Genomic DNA, 16,350 nt, shown 5'->3' with positions numbered 1-16,350 from the left:
GGCGTGACCACTTTGGACAGTCCTGAGAGGATCAGACGGAGTGGCCTCGCCTCGGAGGCGCACGTTGCCGGTCTGGGCGAGTAGCCTTGGACAGGTTCTCTATCATCAACGCCGATCTGCGGAAGAGGGCGATTTCCGCCGTGTCGTCTGAGTCGTCGCGGACAAACCCGCTGGCAAGCTTCGGTCAGAACGAATGGCTTGTCGACGAGCTGTACCAGAAATACCTCCAGGATCCCGAGTCTGTGGACAAGGCCTGGTGGAACTTCTTCGCTGACTACAACCCTGACTATGGACCGGGCCGAACCCCGGCCAGGGAGGCGGCGAACGGCACAGCGACCGCGCCCGCCCCCACCGCTCCGAAGGCCGCCGTGACTACCACCGCAACCGAGAAGCCCAAGGTCTCCACCCCCGTGCCCGCAGGCGCCGAAGAGGTCAAGCTGCGCGGCGCCGCAGCGCGCACGGCGGCCAACATGGATTCCTCGCTCACCGTGCCCACCGCCACCAGCGTCAGGGCCATCCCCGCCAAGCTGCTCATCGACAACCGCATCGTGATCAACAATCACCTCGCGCGCGGTCGTGGCGGCAAGGTCTCCTTCACGCACCTGATCGGCTACGCGATCGTCAAGGCGCTGAAGGCCATGCCGGAGATGAACTACTCCTACACCGAGGTCGAGGGCAAGCCGACGCTGGTCAAGCCCGAGCACATCGGCTTCGGCCTGGCGATCGACGTGCAGAAGAGCAGCGGCGAGCGCCAGCTGCTCGTGCCCTCCATCAAGGCCGCCGAAGGCATGGACTTCCGGCAGTTCTGGATGGCCTACGAGGACATCGTCCGCAAGGCCCGCTCCGGCAAGCTCGGCGTCGACGACTTCTCCGGCACCACGATCTCGCTGACCAACCCGGGCACGATCGGCACGGTCCACTCCGTGCCGCGTCTCATGCCCGGACAGGGCACGATCATCGGCGTCGGCGCGATGGAGTACCCGGCCGAGTACCAGGGCGCCTCGCCCGACACGCTCTCGCGCCTGGCCGTCTCCAAGGTCATGACGCTCACCAGCACCTATGACCACCGGATCATCCAGGGCGCCCAGTCGGGCGACTTCCTGCGCACGATCCACCGGCTGCTGCTGGGCGAGGACGGCTTCTACGACGAGATCTTCGAGGCGCTGAGGATCCCCTACGAGCCGGTTCGCTGGACGCAGGACGTCTCGGCCTCCCACGACGACGACGTGGCCAAGTCCGCTCGCGTGATCGAGCTGATCCACGCCTACCGCGTCCGCGGCCACCTCATGGCCGAGACCGACCCGCTGGAGTACAAGCAGCGCAAGCACCCCGACCTCGACATCCAGTCGCACGGCCTCACACTGTGGGACCTGGAGCGCGAGTTCGCCACCGGCGGTTTCGGCGGCCGCCCCCTGATGAAGCTGCGCGAGATCCTGGGCGTGCTGCGCGACTCCTACTGCCGCACGGTCGGCATCGAGTACATGCACATCCAGAACCCCGAGGAGCGGGCCTGGATCCAGGAGCGGGTGGAGAAGGCGCACGCCAAGCCCGACCGCGAGGAGCAGCTGCACGTCCTCGCGCGCCTCAACACGGCGGAGGCGTTCGAGACCTTCCTGCAGACGAAGTTCGTCGGCCAGAAGAGGTTCTCCCTGGAGGGCGGCGAGTCCCTCATCCCGCTGCTCGACTCGGTCATCAGCGAGGCAGCCGGCGAGGGCCTCGACGAGGTCGTCATCGGCATGGCCCACCGCGGCAGGCTCAACGTGCTGGCCAACATCGTGGGCAAGTCCTACGGCCAGATCTTCGGCGAGTTCGAGGGCAACATCGACCCGCGCACGGCGCACGGCTCCGGTGACGTGAAGTACCACCTGGGCGCCACCGGCACCTTCACCGCGCCGACGGGCAAGACCATCGTCTCCTCCGTGGTCGCCAACCCCTCGCACCTCGAGGCGGTCGACCCGGTCCTCGAAGGCGTCGTGCGCGCCAAGCAGGACCTACTGGAGCGCGGCGAGGAGGGCTTCTCGGTCCTGCCCGTGCTCGTCCACGGCGACGCGGCCTTCGCGGGCCAGGGCGTGGTGGCCGAAACGCTCAACCTGTCGCAGCTGCGCGGCTACCGCACCGGCGGAACCGTGCACATCGTGGTCAACAACCAGGTCGGCTTCACCACCTCGCCCGCCTCCTCCAGGAGCTCGGTCTACGCGACCGACGTGGCGCGGATGATCCAGGCGCCGATCTTCCACGTCAACGGCGACGACCCCGAGGCCGTCGTCCGCGTCGGCAGGCTGGCCTACGAGTACCGCCAGACCTTCCGCAAGGACGTCGTCATCGACATGGTCTGCTACCGCCGTCGCGGCCACAACGAGGGCGACAACCCGGCCTACACGCAGCCGCTGATGTACGACATCATCGACGCCAAGCGTTCGACCAGGAAGCTCTACACCGAGGCCCTGATCGGCCGCGGCGACATCACGGTCGAGGAGGCCGAGTCGGCGCTGCGCGACTACCAGGCCAAGCTGGAGCAGGCCTTCACCGAGGTCCGCGAGGCGGCCAAGCGCCCCGCCGACTCCGGCGAGCTGCAGGTGCCCGCCACCGAGGTGGTCAAGTGGTCGCACGCCGACACGCCGACGGCGATCACCGACGAGACGCTCAAGCGCGTCGTCGACACCCAGCTCAACCTGCCCGACGGCTTCACCGCCCACCCGCGGCTGGCGCCGATCATCCAGCGCCGCGGCCAGATGGTCGAGCAGGACGCCATCGACTGGGGCATGGGCGAGACCATCGCCTTCGGCTCGCTGCTGATCGACGGTCACCCTGTCCGCCTCGTCGGTCAGGACTCCCGCCGAGGCACCTTCGTCCAGCGCCACGCGGTGCTGGTCGACAGGCTCACCGGTGAGGACCACACCCCGCTCAAGGCCTTCAACCAGGGCACCACGAAGTTCTACGTCTACGACTCGCTGCTGAGCGAGTACGCGGCGCTGGGCTTCGAGTACGGCTACAGCGTGGTCAGGCCCGACGCGCTGGTGGCGTGGGAGGCCCAGTTCGGCGACTTCGTCAACGGCGCACAGACGATCATCGACGAGTTCATCTCGTCCGGTGAGCAGAAGTGGGGCCAGAAGTCCGGCGTCGTGCTGCTGCTGCCGCACGGCTACGAGGGTCAGGGCCCCGACCACTCCTCGGCCCGTATCGAGCGCTTCCTGCAGGTCTGCGCGCTCGACAACATGACCGTCGTCCAGCCGACGACCCCTGCCAACTACTTCCACCTGCTGCGCTGGCAGGTTCAGTCGGGCAGGCACAAGCCGCTGGTGGTCTTCACGCCGAAGTCGCTGCTTCGGCACAAGAAGGCCACGTCGAAGGCGGCCGAGTTCACCTCGGGCACCTTCCAGCCGGTCATCGGCGACACCACGGTCGACCCCGGCAAGGTCACCAAGGTCGTGCTGTGCTCGGGCAAGGTCTACTACGACCTGGTCGCGGCCCGCGAGAAGTCTCCGGCGGCGGAGAACACCGCGGTCATCCGTCTCGAGCGGCTCTACCCGTTCCCCGAGGACGAGCTCAACGCCGAGCTCGCCCGCTACGGCTCCACGGCGGAGCTGGTCTGGGCGCAGGACGAGCCGGTCAACATGGGCCCGTGGCCGTACCTCACGCTGAAGCTGGCGGAGAACCCCGACATGTTCGGCGGCCGCCGCCTGCGCAGGGTCTCCCGCACACCCAACAGCTCTCCCGCGACCGGCTCGCACGCCGCTCACGACAGGGAGCTGGAGGAGATCCAGCACGCGCTGTTCGGCTGACACAGCCACGAACGCCCCGGTCCTCTGCGGGCCGGGGCGTTCGGCGTTCCCTGCCCTCATCGGGCTTGACCGGCCGTCCGGTGATCTCCACCGGAGGGGGCGGGCGTAGGCTCGACAGCGGACGCCTGACACGAGCGCCGGTCGGCTCGGCGGCGCTCTCAGGGGCCGCGGAACGAAGAATCTTCCGCTGCGGACATCCCGCACGCCTGTACCCGCCGGCTCGCCCGCCCGAGGTTCACGACGTGCGGCGCACTAGAGTGACGCAGCGGCATCGGCGCGAGGAACAGGAGAGAGATGTACTTCACCGACAGGGGGATCGAGGAGCTCGTCGAGCGGCGCGGGGAGGAGGAGGTCAGCCTCCTGTGGCTCGGTGAGCGGCTGCGCGAGTTCGTGGACCTCAACCCCGAGTTCGAGATCCCGATCGAGCGGCTGGCGACCTGGCTGGCCCGTCACGACTCCGACGACGAGGAGTGAGACACGATACATCTTGAGATTTCAGACAACGCGACATATCGTGTCTTGTGTCGGACGCGTCGGGAACGAAGGACGGAACCATGTCGCAGTGGACGATCGAGCGGCCCCAGCAGCTCACGTTCGACGCCGTGAGCGCGCTCAACGTGCGCATCGTCGCGGGCAGGCTGGCCGTCCTGGCCAGCGAGGGGCCTCCGACTCTTGAGGTCACCGAGATCGACTCCACCCCGCTCATCGTCACCCATGACGACGACGGCACGCTCACGATCGCCTACAAGGACCTCACCTGGGACGGCCTGCTCGGCTGGCTCAAGCGGTCGGGCAAGCGCTCCAGCACCCTGACGATCACCGTCCCCAAGGACTGCCGCCTCAGCGTCGGCGTCGTCTCCGCCTCGGCCGTGGTCGCGGGCTTCGAGCGGCGCACCAACGTCCGCAGCGTCTCCGGCGAGATCGTCCTGGACGGCGTGAGCGGCGACGTCAACGCCGAGACCGTCTCCGGCGACGTCGAGAGCCGCGCGATGGAGGGCGACCTGGCGTTCAAGAGCGTGTCGGGCGACCTGGCCGTCGCCGGAGGCGTCCCGAGGCGGCTGAGAGCCGGCACGATCTCCGGCAGGATCACCGCCGACCTGGCACTGCGCCCCACCGGGCACGTCACGCTGTCCAGCGTCTCCGGCGACATCCTGGTCCGCCTGCCGCACGACGCGGAGAGCGACGTCACGATCCGCTCGACCTCGGGCCGCCTCGACTCGGCCTTCGACGAGCTGCGCCCACGCGACCGTCCAGCGGTCAAGTCGCTGTCGGGGCGGCTGGGTGGTGGAATGGCCTCTCTCACGGCCAACACCGTCTCGGCCGACGTCACGCTGCTCAAGGGGGAGAAGGAATGAGCCCGGTCTTCGGCCACGGCAGGCTCCGGCTGTATCTGCTCAAGCTCCTGGAGGAGAGCCCGCGCCACGGCTACGAGGTGATCAGGCTGCTCCAGGACCGCTTCCTGGGCGTCTACTCCCCCTCGCCCGGCACGATCTACCCGCGACTGGCCCGCCTGGAGGAGGAGGGCCTGGTCACGCATGAGGTCGTCGACGGCAAGAAGGTCTTCTCGATCACCGACAAGGGCCGCGACGAGCTCAACTCCCGCCTCGACGAGCTGGCCGACCTGGAGCAGGAGATCACCGACTCCGTCCGCGACATCGCCCGCGAGGTCAAGGAGGACGTCCGCGAGACGGTCAAGTCGCTGCGCGAGGAGCTGACGGCGATGGCCAGGGACGTCAAGCGCAACAGCCGCGAGCAGCAGGCCGCCGATCTCAGGCGGCTGAAGGACCAGCAGAAGCGGCAGTGGATGGACCACGCCGCGCACTGGCAGGACGAGGGCGAGCGCCTGAGCAGGCAGTGGCGCAGCGTCTGGAGCGAGGTCTGGAGCGATCTGGGCGGGGCCACCGACAACCGCGCCGAGCTCGACGCCGAGCTGGGGGAGCTGCTGGCCGACTTCGTCGCCACGGTCCGCGAGCAGGCCTCCGACAGCCGCCTCACCCGCGAGACGCTCGAGCAGTGCCGCGCCGCGCTCGACGAGGCGACCGCCAGGATCCGCGACTCACTACGCGGGTGACAGCTCCCGCCGCCGGCGCGCCGCCCGCCTGGCCCGGTAGGCGACCGGCAGGTAGCGCGCCCGCTCGGGCAGGTGCGGGGTGAGCGCGGCCACCGCCCGCCCGAGCCTGCGCAGCCGCCGCTCGTCCCGCGCCGACCACGACAGACCCAGCACCTCCCGCACGGCCGGCGGCAGCGTTCCGACGGTGACGAAGTGGTTGAACTCCCCCGACCCCATCCCCACAGGGGCCCACAGCCTGCGCAGCACCCTGGGCACCATGGGAGGAGCGGGGGTGCCGCGCATGGTGGCCAGCACCTCGAGCGCGGTCGGATGGGGCTCGAGCCGCTCGGTGATCATCTCGTCGAAGTAGGGCCAGAACTGCTCGATCGTGGGCGGCACCTCCCGCTCGGGCACCCGCAGGATCCGCCCCAGCTGCTGCGACTCGGCGTAGAGCGCGCGCTCCTGCTCGGCGGAGTAGGGCGTGCCGAAGTAGCGGTGCAGGGTGATGTAGCGCTCGAACAGGGTCAGGTGCACCCACGCGTAGGCCTCGCCGTTCAGCGCGTGGTACGAGCGGCCCTGTTCGTCGGTGCCGCTGATCGGGGCGTGGATCTCGCGCAGGCGGCGCCCCTCCTCGATGCCCTCGGCCCCGCCGTACACCCACTTCTGGACGGAGGTGAGCGTGCGGTTGAGCCGCCCCCACGGGTCCTGCTTGTAGGTGGAGTGCTCGGCGACGGCCGCGCCGACGGCGGGATGCATCGTCTGCAGGACCAGCGCGCTGCCGGCCACGAGCAGGTTGCGGTACTCGCCTGCGGTGTCCCAGTGAATCGTGCCCGGATGGAACGCTTCCATGGGTCATGACCTCCCGAGTGATACATCTTCCTTCTCTTTGTATCACCCGGGGAGGCGGGAAGTAACCTAACACTTATTCAGCGGGTGAAGACCACCTTGCCGAACAGCTCGCCCTCGTGCATGGCGGCGAACCCGTCTCGCGCCTGCGTCATGGGCATCGTCCTGTCGATGAGCGGCCTGACCCCGGTCTGCTCGAGGAAGACCGCCAGGCGCCCGAGCTGGTCGCGGGTGCCCATCGTCGAGCCGACGATCGAGAGTTGCAGGAAGAAGACCCTGTTCAGGTCGGCGGGGGGCACCGCGCCGCTGGTCGCGCCCGACACGACGATCCGCCCTCCGGGGCGCAGCGACTTCAGCGAGTGGTCCCACGTGGCCTGACCGACCGTCTCCATCACCGCGTCGACCCGCTCCGGCAGCCTGGCCCCCGGCTCGAAGACCTGGTCGGCGCCGAGTTCGAGCGCCCTGTCGCGCTTGTCCTGCGACCTCGAGGTGGCCCACACCCTGAACCCCGCCGCCCTGCCGAGCGCTATCACCGCCGTCGCGACGCCGCCGCCCGCCCCCTGCACCAGGACGGTCGAGCCGGGCTCGAGACCCGCCTTGTCGAACAGCATCCGGTAGGCGGTCAGCCACGCCGTGGGCAGGCACGCCGCCTCCTCGAACGTCAGCGCGGCGGGCTTGGGCACCAGGTTGCGGCGCGGCACCGCGACCCGCTCGGCGAAGGTGCCGTCGTGCACCTCCGACAACAGCGACCGCTTCGGGTCGAGCGTCTCGTCGGCGCCGGCGCCGATCACGGAGTGGACGATGACCTCGTTGCCCTCCTCGTCGACGCCTGCCGCGTCGCAGCCGAGCACGATGGGCAGCCGGTCCGGGCGGATGCCGACGCCCTTGAGCGTCCAGAGGTCGTGGTGGTTGAGCGCGGCCGCCTTCACGGACACCGTGGTCCAGCCGTCGGGCGCCTCGGGCTCCGGGTGCTCACCCAGCGTCAGCCCTGCGAGCGGGTTGTCGGGATCGGTCTGTGTAGCGGTTACGGCGAACATGGCCGCACCTTACTGCCTGAGCTTGACCTTGATCCCCTTCAGCGCCGACTTCACGAAGGGCGCCTCTCCTGCGGCGGAGACGAAGACGTCGCCCTTGCACGTGCCGTCGGCCCCTCTCCCGTTCTGCCGGACCTCGGGGGGAATGCCGCCGTTGCGTGGGCAGTTCTTCGTCAGCACCAGCGAGACCATCTGACTGAGCCCGCCGCCGAACAGCAGGCCAGGCCCCGCCGGTTCGCCGCCCAGCCGGTCGCCGGGCCCGGACAGGTGCACGGGCTTGCTCGCCGACAGCACCAGGTAGCCGCCGGGCGTCACCCTGCCCCTGAGCGCACGCGCCCACTCCATGCGCTGCTCGAAGGTGAGCGGGTCGGGCCTGTCGAGCAGCGCGATGCGCCAGTCGCCGAACTCGTAGATCAGCGACTGCCCGCTCGGGAAGGTCCACAGCGACACGTTGGAGGTCAGGCCCCTGATCCGCCTGCCGTTCGGCGGCCGGCCGCCCAGCGGCGCGTAGAGCTTGCGGAACCTCAGAGCCGGGGCCTCGCTCCAGGCTCCCTGCGTGGGCCTGGAGCCCTTCCTGCCCAGTTGCAGCCGCGCGGGATAGCGCACCTCGGCCTCCGTGCCGTCGGGGAAGACCACGTCGATGGCCTCCTCCTCGCCCTCCCTCCTGGGCTCGGCGCGCAGCAGGTTGGGCGTGTTCTCGTACTGGTAGGTCGAGGGGCGCGGGGTGCCGGACAACGCCATGTCCGGCCGCGCGGGCCCCGGCGGTTCGTCGGGGTTCCTGCTGATCAGCAGGCCCGCGGCGGGGACGGCGAGCACGCCGACGAGGACCGCGATGCCGATCCAGCGCCTGCGGTGGGGGGTGCCTGCCTCTATGACGTCGTGCACACCTCAATTCAGTTGCCGGGCCCTTCCCCATGCAAGACCCGCGCGGCTCTCGCAGGTCACAAGTTCACAACCGTGCGTCACCAGACCGCGACGTTGACCTTGCCGTCGGTGGTGAGCGTCACCCGCTCCCCGACCAGCTGCCTCTCCATCGCGTCGGCCATCAGCTCCGGCCTCAGCACCCACGCGTGGGTGCGCCCGCCTTCGGGCAGGTCCAGCACGAGCAGGCCCTTGGAGGGCGAGCCGTCACGCTCGTGCGCGACGGTGTAGCCGGCCACCGTGGCCCGCCCCGCGCAGGAGGAGACGATCGGCACGGGCTCGGCGGTGTGGACGGACCGGCCGTCGCCGAGCGTGCCGCCTGGCTCGCTCGACCACACCGCGCAGGTGTGCTTGGTCAGGTGCATGCCCACCCCGCTGACCAGCCCGTGCCCGCCGTCCCTCAGCAGCCCCGCCATCGTCGCCGTCGAGTGCAGCACGTACCCGCTGGCCGGCCCGCCCGCGTACGGCAGGCCGCCCGTGACGGTGAGCCCGCGCCGGTCCAGCGGGTCCAGCCCCAGCGCGTCGCAGGCCATCCTGACGGCGACGGCGAAACAGCTGTAGATGTCCATGGCCGCCATGTCGTCGAGACCGAGGCCCGCCCGCTCGAACGCGGTGGAGGCCGCCACGTCGAGGGCCGCGGAGGAGCCGAGCGAGGGCCTGGCCGCCACCTCCCACGTGTCCTCGGCGTAGGCCCAGCCGCGCAGGTAGATCCGCCGGTCGAGGGGGATGCCGAGCCGGTCGGCGAGCCCGCTGGAGACCAGCGCCAGCGCCGCCGCCTGGTCCACCTCCATGACCGCCACCGTCTTCTTGGTGTACGGCCAGCCGACGAAGCGGTTGCCCGGCCCCGGCGTCACCAGCTCCGACGGGGTGTGCGCCGTCCGGTGCCAGGCGTGGGGGTTGACCGCCGCGACCTCGGTGAAGGGGGCGAACAGCTCCCCCCTGGAGGCCCGCTCCTCGGCGATCCCGAGCCGCAGGGCGGTCTCCATGATCGCGTAGGTGTGCACGGGCAGGAAGAGTTCGTGCGCCAGCGCGGCGGGGTCGGGCTCCCGCTCCCAGCCGTAGGGCGGCTTGGGGTCGGCGGGATGGCTCCACGCGACGCGCTCGCCCGCCCTCCGCAAGGCCCGCCTGGTCGCCAGCGCCTCGGCACCCACGACCAGCGCCGACTCCATCTGCCCCGCCGCGATCCTGCCCGCCGCCGCCCCGATGAGCTGCTGCGGGGCTGTGCCCCCGACTCTGGAGTAGGTCCGGTGGCGAGGGGCGGCGCCCAGTCTCTCCGCCAGCCGTCCGATCGGGTCGTCGTACTGCCAGGAGTCGGTGTAGACGATCTGGACGGAGTCGAGCCGCGCGGCGGACAGCCGCGCCTCTGCCAGCGCCTGCCTCGCCACCGTCTCCCAGAGGGACAGCGGCTCGGGGCCCGGCTGGTCGCGGACGGTGAGCTGAGCGGCTCCGACGAGGCAGGGGGTGCGTGGATCCATGACGCGATATAACCAGAGCAATGTTCGGTATGTAAAGGGAGAGACCGCTGTTAATGGTGTTGCGGTGGTTATTTGATTCCCGCCCCGACCTGCGCGAATACCTTTCTTGAATACATGCGCAATGGTTATTTCAATAACGGAATGGAACCGGGCCAGACTTTTTCGCGTCGTTTCCTGGTTTCCGACTCGGGCTATTCAGTAGCGTCCTCAACGTTTTCCTGGCCCACCGGGGCACAGTTCCCCGCTCTGGGCCGCCGAGAACCGGAAGGAGCACTATGTTTTCCCGAGCAAGGCGCCTCACGGTCGGCGTCGCGGCCTTCGGAATGGCCGCGGGTCTGATCAGCGCCACCGCGGCCCAGGCCGCGGCCCCTGGCGATGTCGTCTCGAAGAACGCGCGGACCTCAGCAGCCAACGCCATCGCGTTCTGGACGCCGGACAAGATCCGCGCGGCCACCGACATCAACGACGACCTGGCCATGGACGTCAAGGGAGCCAAGGGCAGCGCCTCGGCCCCCGACGGCCCGCCCGGATCGGTCCCGCCGATCGGCGCGGAGAAGGCCAAGGCCATCAAGACCAAGCAGGTCAACCTGCCCAACACGGTCGGCCGCATCTTCTTCACGCTGCCCGGCGCCAACCAGAACGACAAGAAGAGCTGGAAGTACTGCTCAGGCACCTCGGTCCAGGGCAAGTACCGCAACGTGGTCGCCACGTCCGCCCACTGCGTCTACGACGTCAAGCACAACGTCTTCTACGACAACTGGGTCTTCATCCCGTCGTACTGGGACGGCAACAACAAGTGGGACGGCAAGGCCCCCTACGGCATGTACGCCGCCAAGACCTTCAACGCCCACGACGACTTCGTGGTCAAGGAGGACTACGACTACGACTACGCCTTCGTCAACGTCTACAACGGCACCAAGCCGGTGTGGGAGAAGGACGACAAGGGCAACTGGCACGCCAAGAAGAAGAACGTCGGCAGACTCGGCGACAACGTCGGCGGCCAGGGCTTCACCTGGAACCGCAGCACCAAGGCCACCGTCTTCTCCTTCGGCTACCCGGCCGGCGATCACCCTGACGGCGACAAGCCGTACACCGGCAAGACCATGAAGTGGTGCTACGGCACGACGGCCGCCATGCCGCCCGCGCCGAAGTTCCGCATCGAGGAGCACATCGGATTCAGGTGCGCCTTCACCGCGGGCGCCAGCGGTGGACCGTTCCTCTACAACTACAAGAACTCCAGCCGCACCGGCTACCTGATCGGCGTCAACAGCGTCGCCTGGGACACCGACGGCAACGACCGCTACGACCGCATCTCCTCGCCGTACTTCAACGGCGACACCTACAAGGTCTACAAGGTGGCCGCCAACCGCTGGAGCGGCAACCAGCCCTCCTGATCCGACGGCCCGACCCGAGACCCCGGTCCACTAGGACCGGGGTCTTCCCCTTTCCTCCAGGTAGCGCCGCTCGGGCAGGCTGCTGGTCAGCTCGGCCGCCCTGAGGTAGGCCGCGCCGGCCTCCTCGTGCCTGCCCGCCATCTCCAGCAGATGAGCCCGTACGGCATGCAGCCGATGGTGGTCGGCCAGCTCGGCCTCGAGCGTGCCGAGCAGCGCCAGGCCCTCCAGCGGCCCGCGCACCATCGCCACGGCCACCGCCTGGTTCAGCGTCACCATGGGTCCTGGCGCGATGCGCGCCAGCAGCTCGTAGAGGGCCAGGATCTGCGGCCAGTCGGTCTCGCCCTCCTCCGAGTGCACCGCCGCGATCGCCGCCTGGAGCTGGTAGGCCCCCAGCGGCCCCGCCGACAGCGCCCCCGTCACCAGCTCCACGCCTTCGGCGATGAGGTCCTTGTCCCACAGGCTCCTGTCCTGCTCGGCCAGCGGGACCAGCGAGCCGCCCGGCCCCGTGCGCGCCGTACGGCGGGCGTCGGTCAGCAGCATGAGCGCCAGCAGCCCCGCGACCTCCCCGTCGTCGGGCAGCAGCCTGCGCACCGTCCTGGTCAGCCTGATCGCCTCGCTGGTCAGATCGGCGCGCTGCAGGTCGGGGCCCGAGGTGGCGGTGTAGCCCTCGTTGAACATCAGGTAGAGCACGTGCAGGACCACGTCGAGCCTGTTGGGCGTCAGCTCGAAGGTGGCGCCCGCCTTCTTGATCGTCGCCTTGGCCCTGCTGATGCGCTGCGCCATCGTCGGCTCGGGCACCAGGAACGCTCCCGCGATCTCCGCGGTGGTCAGTCCGCCGACCGCGCGCAGCGTCAGCGCGATCTGGGAGGCGGGCGTCAGCGAGGGGTGGCAGCACAGGAACAGCAGCGTCAGCGTGTCGTCCTGGTCGGGGACGGCGGGCGGATCCTCCAGCGCCTGCTCCGCCTCCCTGCGGCGCCGCGCCTCCTCGCTGCGGATCTCGTCGATCATCCGGCGCGAGGCGACCGTGACCAGCCAGCCCTTCGGGTTGTCCGGCACCCCCTCCTTCGGCCACTGCGTCGCGGCGGCGAGCAGCGCCTCCTGCACCGCGTCCTCGCAAGCGTCGAAGTGCCCGTAGCGCCTGACGAGCACACCGAGCACCCGGGGAGCGAGCTCCCTCAGCAGCTCCTCGCTCATTCCCCGACGACCGGGCGCAGTTCGAGCGCGCCGCCGTAACAGGCGTCAGGCCAGCGCTCGGCGATCTCGGCCGCCCGCTCCGGCGTCGCGCAGTCGATGATGCAGTAGCCCGCCAGGTACTCCTTCGACTCCAGGAAGGGGCCGTCCGTCACCGCGGGGACGCCGTTGATCACCCTGATCGTCCGCGACGCCGAGGGGTCGGCCAGAGCCTCGCCGCCGACCCACTCACCGTTCGCGGTGAGCTCGGCGATGAGCTCGTCCACCTGCGCGACGACCCGGTCGAAGTCCTTGGAGATGGCCTGCGACGCGGCGGCGTTCGTGTAGATCATCAACATGTATTTCACGGATTCGACGCTACATGTCGAGGCGTGTCAGCCGGCTCCGACCCAGGAGCGTGAACACGAAATGGATCGGCCTCGCCGTACTGGCCCTGCCCACCCTTCTCATCTCGATCGACGTCTTCGTCCTGCTGCTGGCGCTGCCCCATCTGAGCGCGGAGCTCGGCGCCGGCAGCACCGAGCAGCTGTGGATCATGGACATCTACGGGTTCATGCTCGCGGGCTTCCTCATCACGATGGGCACGCTCGGCGACAGGATCGGCCGCAGGCGCCTGCTGCTCATCGGCGCCACGGCCTTCGGCCTCGCCTCCGTCCTGGCCGCCTTCTCCACCAGCCCCGCGATGCTCATCGCGGCCCGCGCCCTGCTGGGCGTGGCAGGGGCGACGATCGCGCCCTCCACGCTGGCGCTGATCAGTAACATGTTCACCGATCCCAGGCAGCGCGCGACGGCGATCAGCGTCTGGCTGGTCTGCTTCATGTCGGGCGCGGTGGTCGGCCCGCTGGTCGGCGGCCTGCTGCTGGAGCACTTCTGGTGGGGAGCGGTCTTCCTGCTCGGCGTGCCCGTCATGGCGCTGCTGCTCGCGCTCGGCCCCGCCCTGCTGCCCGAATACCGCGACACCGCCGCGGGACGGCTCGACCTGGCCAGCGTCGCGCTCTCGCTCGCCGCGATCCTGCCGGTCATCTACGGGCTCAAGGAGCTGGCCAAGGACGGACTGCGCGCGGCGCCCCTCCTCGCGATCGGCATGGGGCTGGCCTTCGGTTCCGCCTTCGTCCGCCGTCAGCGCCTGCTGCCCGACCCGCTGCTCGACCTGCGCCTGTTCGCCAGCCGCGCCTTCACCGCCTCGCTCGGCGCGATGATGTCGGGCACGCTGCTCATGGGCGCTCTCATGATGTTCATCACGCAGTACTTCCAGCTCGTCGGCGGGCTGTCGCCGTTCGTCGCGGGGCTGTGGATGCTGCCCGCCGTGGCCGCCTCGGGCGTGGCCTTCCTCCTCTCACCGTTCGTGGCGCGCAGGGTCCGCCCCGCCTATGCCATCGCCGGCGGCATGATGGTCTCGATCGCGGGCCTGCTGCTCATCTCGCAGGCCGAGGGACTGGTGGCGGTGGCGGCCGGCTTCGCCCTCATCAACCTGGGCGCGGGGCCGATGGTCGTGCTCGGCACCGACCTGGTCGTCGGCTCGGCCCCGCCGAGCAGGGCGGGCTCGGCCGCCGCGCTGAACGAGACCAGCGGTGAGTTCGGCTTCGCGCTCGGCATCGCCGTCCTGGGCAGCATCGGCACGGCTGTCTACCGCGCGGCGCTGCCGGCCGACGCGGGCGAGGCCGTCCGGGAGAGCCTGGCCGTGGCTGTCGCGACCGGGCTCGATCCCGTACGGCTCGAGCCCGCCCGCGCGGCGTTCACCACCGGGATGCACACGGTGGCGGGGATCAGCGCCGTCCTGCTGCTCGGCGTCGCCGTCCTGACCGCGGTCCTGCTCAGGCAAATCGATCCCCTGCGGGAGAAGACCCCCGAGCAGGTGGCCTGAGCGCGGTCCTTCCCGCTCAGAAGTCGAAGACAGGGCCGGTCGAGACGCCCAGCTCGCAGCGGTTGCCGTAGGTGCGCATGTGCATGGACAGCCTTCCGTCCCACATGCCGATCGCGGAGACGGGCACGGGGTCGCTCTCCATGGTGCACATGATCGTGCCGGCCTGCTTGAGCCTGCTGGGCACGCCGTCGACCGCTGCGAGGGCGTCGCAGGCCTGCCTCGCCTTCGGGTGCGTGGAGCGGTGGACCTGGCCGGGGTCGCAGATGAGGACCGTGAAACGCTTGTCGGCGACGAGGAGCAGCATCCGCCGCAGTCTGGGGTCATTCGGCGGTGCGGCCTCGGCCCCGGAGGCGGACACGGACTCGGGCGAAGAAGCGGTGGCCGCAAGGGCCGGAGTGGCAGCGAAAGCCGTACCGCACAGCACGGCTAGACATGCGAGTCTCTTCATGATCAAAAGACTCTCTTGGCGTTCTGAGCTGCGACAACGATCGACACGCTGGATATACAGTACCTATTGGGTTTCTTGATCAGATAACGATCCCCTATCCAGGCTGCAATTACGCCGACGATCTGGAAAAATCACCCGTTACGGCGCAAGGAAGGCAATTCATGATCCCCCGCATGAGGCAACTCGCGATCGCCGCCAGCAGCGGCGTTCTGCTGATGCTGCCCATGTTCACCGGGACCTCCCACGCCGTCGCCGCCCCTCCCGACTACGTCTACGCCGAGCCGCTGGCCAAGTCCGACGCCGAGATGCGCAAGGTCGCGGAGTACTGGAAGCCCGAACGGCTGAAGGACGCCGACAGCTACTCCCCCGCCACCCCCGGCACCAAGTCCTCGACCCCGTCCTCCTCGCCCTCCTCCTCCGCCGGCTCGGTGCTGACCAACGGCGTGTCCAGGCGGGCGACCGCGCGTGACATCCAGCCGACCGCCCCGGCCAAGGGCGGCGCCGCCAAGACCATCGGCAAGGTCTTCTTCCAACTCGGCGGCAAGGAGTACTGGTGCTCGGCCAGCGCCGTGGCCGCCAAGAACCGCAGCCTGGTCGCCACCGCCGGCCACTGCGCGTGGGACCCCCGTCTCGGCAAGAGCGCCAACTGGATCTTCGTCCCCAGCCCCGGCAAGGACGGCGACGCGCCGCACGGCATCTACGTCGGCTCCACCCTGCACATGCACGAGGACTGGGCGGCCATCGGCGACTACGACTACGACTACGCCTTCGTCTCGGTCCACCACGGCTTCCGCTGGGTGACCGAGGACGGTAAGGCGGTCATGAAGGACGTCGGCCGCCTGGAGGACAACGTCGGCGGCCAGGGCCTCACCGTAGGCAAGAAGACGGGCAACCAGGTCGCCGCCTTCGGCTACCCGGCCGGCGTCCAGCCCGACGGGTCGCAGCCCTTCAACGGCCGCACGCTCAAGTCGTGCGAGGGCAAGACCAAGCGGACCGTCAACCCCACCCGCAACCTGCAGTACGGCGTGCTGCTGTCGGGATGCGACTTCAGCGCCGGCGCGAGCGGCGGCCCGTGGATGCTCGGCTACCGGGCCTCGACGGGGCTGGGCTTCCTCAACGGGATCAACAGCCTCACGTGGAACCTCGACGCGGCGGCGAAGTACGATGCGGTGTCCTCGCCGTACTTCACGCCGACGACGTTCGAGGTCTACGATCAGGCCGCCAACGACGCCACCACCTGACTCCCCGCGCCCTCCCGGCCACGGTGCGATCATGGAATCAGCGAAATGTGACTCAAGTCACATGAAACACTGGCAACCATTTGATCACTCCCGCGTCATAGGCA

The 16,350-nt window shown here is 69.4% G+C and carries 14 protein-coding genes; 7 read left to right on the top strand and 7 right to left on the bottom strand.

All coding sequences use genetic code 11. The annotated features are described in order from the left end of the window. Window positions 1-140: 140 nt before the first annotated feature. The 4 genes from FHR33_RS32680 to FHR33_RS32665 all read left to right on the top strand — a co-directional run bounded on the left by FHR33_RS32680 (window position 141) and on the right by FHR33_RS32665 (window position 5,853). A complete protein-coding gene (locus FHR33_RS32680; RefSeq protein ID WP_183655953.1) occupies window positions 141-3,782 on the top strand; it encodes a multifunctional oxoglutarate decarboxylase/oxoglutarate dehydrogenase thiamine pyrophosphate-binding subunit/dihydrolipoyllysine-residue succinyltransferase subunit in 3,642 nt (1,213 codons plus the stop codon). A gap of 294 nt (window positions 3,783-4,076) precedes the next feature. After that, complete coding sequence (locus FHR33_RS32675) at window positions 4,077-4,256, top strand: DUF6104 family protein (protein ID WP_183655950.1); 180 nt, start codon at window positions 4,077-4,079, stop codon at window positions 4,254-4,256. A gap of 80 nt (window positions 4,257-4,336) precedes the next feature. Beyond that, window positions 4,337-5,137 carry a DUF4097 family beta strand repeat-containing protein gene (locus tag FHR33_RS32670; RefSeq protein WP_183655947.1) on the top strand — a complete coding sequence of 267 codons (801 nt, stop codon included), beginning with the start codon at window positions 4,337-4,339 and terminating at the stop codon, window positions 5,135-5,137. After that, window positions 5,134-5,853 (top strand): PadR family transcriptional regulator, encoded by a 720-nt coding sequence (locus FHR33_RS32665; protein WP_183655944.1) that lies wholly within the window; start codon window positions 5,134-5,136, stop codon window positions 5,851-5,853. The genes FHR33_RS32670 and FHR33_RS32665 overlap by 4 nt, the downstream gene beginning before the upstream one ends. Here the strand turns inward: FHR33_RS32665 and FHR33_RS32660 are convergent. The 4 genes from FHR33_RS32660 to FHR33_RS32645 form a co-directional block, all read right to left on the bottom strand. Further along, window positions 5,842-6,681: an oxygenase MpaB family protein gene (locus FHR33_RS32660; RefSeq protein ID WP_183655941.1), complete on the bottom strand. Its 840-nt coding sequence runs from the start codon at window positions 6,679-6,681 to the stop codon at window positions 5,842-5,844. The two genes, FHR33_RS32665 and FHR33_RS32660, sit on opposite strands and share 12 nt — an antisense overlap. A gap of 77 nt (window positions 6,682-6,758) precedes the next feature. Continuing rightward, window positions 6,759-7,715, bottom strand: coding sequence for a zinc-binding dehydrogenase (locus FHR33_RS32655; RefSeq protein WP_183655938.1), 957 nt, complete (start codon window positions 7,713-7,715; stop codon window positions 6,759-6,761). 9 nt (window positions 7,716-7,724) lie between these two features. Continuing rightward, window positions 7,725-8,597: a hypothetical protein gene (locus tag FHR33_RS32650; protein ID WP_183655934.1), complete on the bottom strand. Its 873-nt coding sequence runs from the start codon at window positions 8,595-8,597 to the stop codon at window positions 7,725-7,727. 77 nt (window positions 8,598-8,674) lie between these two features. Beyond that, window positions 8,675-10,108, bottom strand: coding sequence for a TLP1 C-terminal extension domain-containing protein (locus FHR33_RS32645; protein WP_183655931.1), 1,434 nt, complete (start codon window positions 10,106-10,108; stop codon window positions 8,675-8,677). A 275-nt stretch (window positions 10,109-10,383) separates the two neighbouring features. Between FHR33_RS32645 and FHR33_RS32640 the strand changes: the two genes are divergently transcribed. After that, a complete protein-coding gene (locus FHR33_RS32640) occupies window positions 10,384-11,502 on the top strand; it encodes a trypsin-like serine peptidase (protein WP_183655928.1) in 1,119 nt (372 codons plus the stop codon). A gap of 30 nt (window positions 11,503-11,532) precedes the next feature. On the opposite strand, the gene FHR33_RS32635 is transcribed toward FHR33_RS32640, so the two are convergent. Both FHR33_RS32635 and FHR33_RS32630 read right to left on the bottom strand, forming a co-directional pair. After that, window positions 11,533-12,696, bottom strand: a complete 1,164-nt coding sequence (locus FHR33_RS32635) for an RNA polymerase sigma factor (protein WP_183655925.1) — start codon at window positions 12,694-12,696, stop codon at window positions 11,533-11,535. Next, complete coding sequence (locus tag FHR33_RS32630) at window positions 12,693-13,031, bottom strand: YciI family protein (RefSeq protein ID WP_221242233.1); 339 nt, start codon at window positions 13,029-13,031, stop codon at window positions 12,693-12,695. Before FHR33_RS32630 ends, FHR33_RS32635 begins: the two co-directional genes overlap by 4 nt. 23 nt (window positions 13,032-13,054) lie before the next feature. Here FHR33_RS32630 and FHR33_RS32625 point away from each other — a divergent pair, with 23 nt between their 5' ends. Next, window positions 13,055-14,557, top strand: coding sequence for an MFS transporter (locus FHR33_RS32625; protein WP_183655920.1), 1,503 nt, complete (start codon window positions 13,055-13,057; stop codon window positions 14,555-14,557). A 16-nt stretch (window positions 14,558-14,573) separates the two neighbouring features. On the opposite strand, the gene FHR33_RS32620 is transcribed toward FHR33_RS32625, so the two are convergent. After that, on the bottom strand, window positions 14,574-14,861 hold the full coding sequence (locus FHR33_RS32620; RefSeq protein ID WP_183655917.1) for an SSI family serine proteinase inhibitor: 288 nt from the start codon (window positions 14,859-14,861) through the stop codon (window positions 14,574-14,576). Between the two features lie 317 nt (window positions 14,862-15,178). Here FHR33_RS32620 and FHR33_RS32615 point away from each other — a divergent pair, with 317 nt between their 5' ends. Further along, window positions 15,179-16,246 (top strand): trypsin-like serine peptidase, encoded by a 1,068-nt coding sequence (locus FHR33_RS32615; protein ID WP_183655915.1) that lies wholly within the window; start codon window positions 15,179-15,181, stop codon window positions 16,244-16,246. The last annotated feature ends 104 nt before the right edge of the window (window positions 16,247-16,350 follow it).

It is taken from the genome of Nonomuraea dietziae (assembly GCF_014195505.1).
GTDB lineage: Bacteria > Actinomycetota > Actinomycetes > Streptosporangiales > Streptosporangiaceae > Nonomuraea > Nonomuraea roseola.
This window is presented reverse-complemented; position numbering and strand designations above follow the sequence as displayed.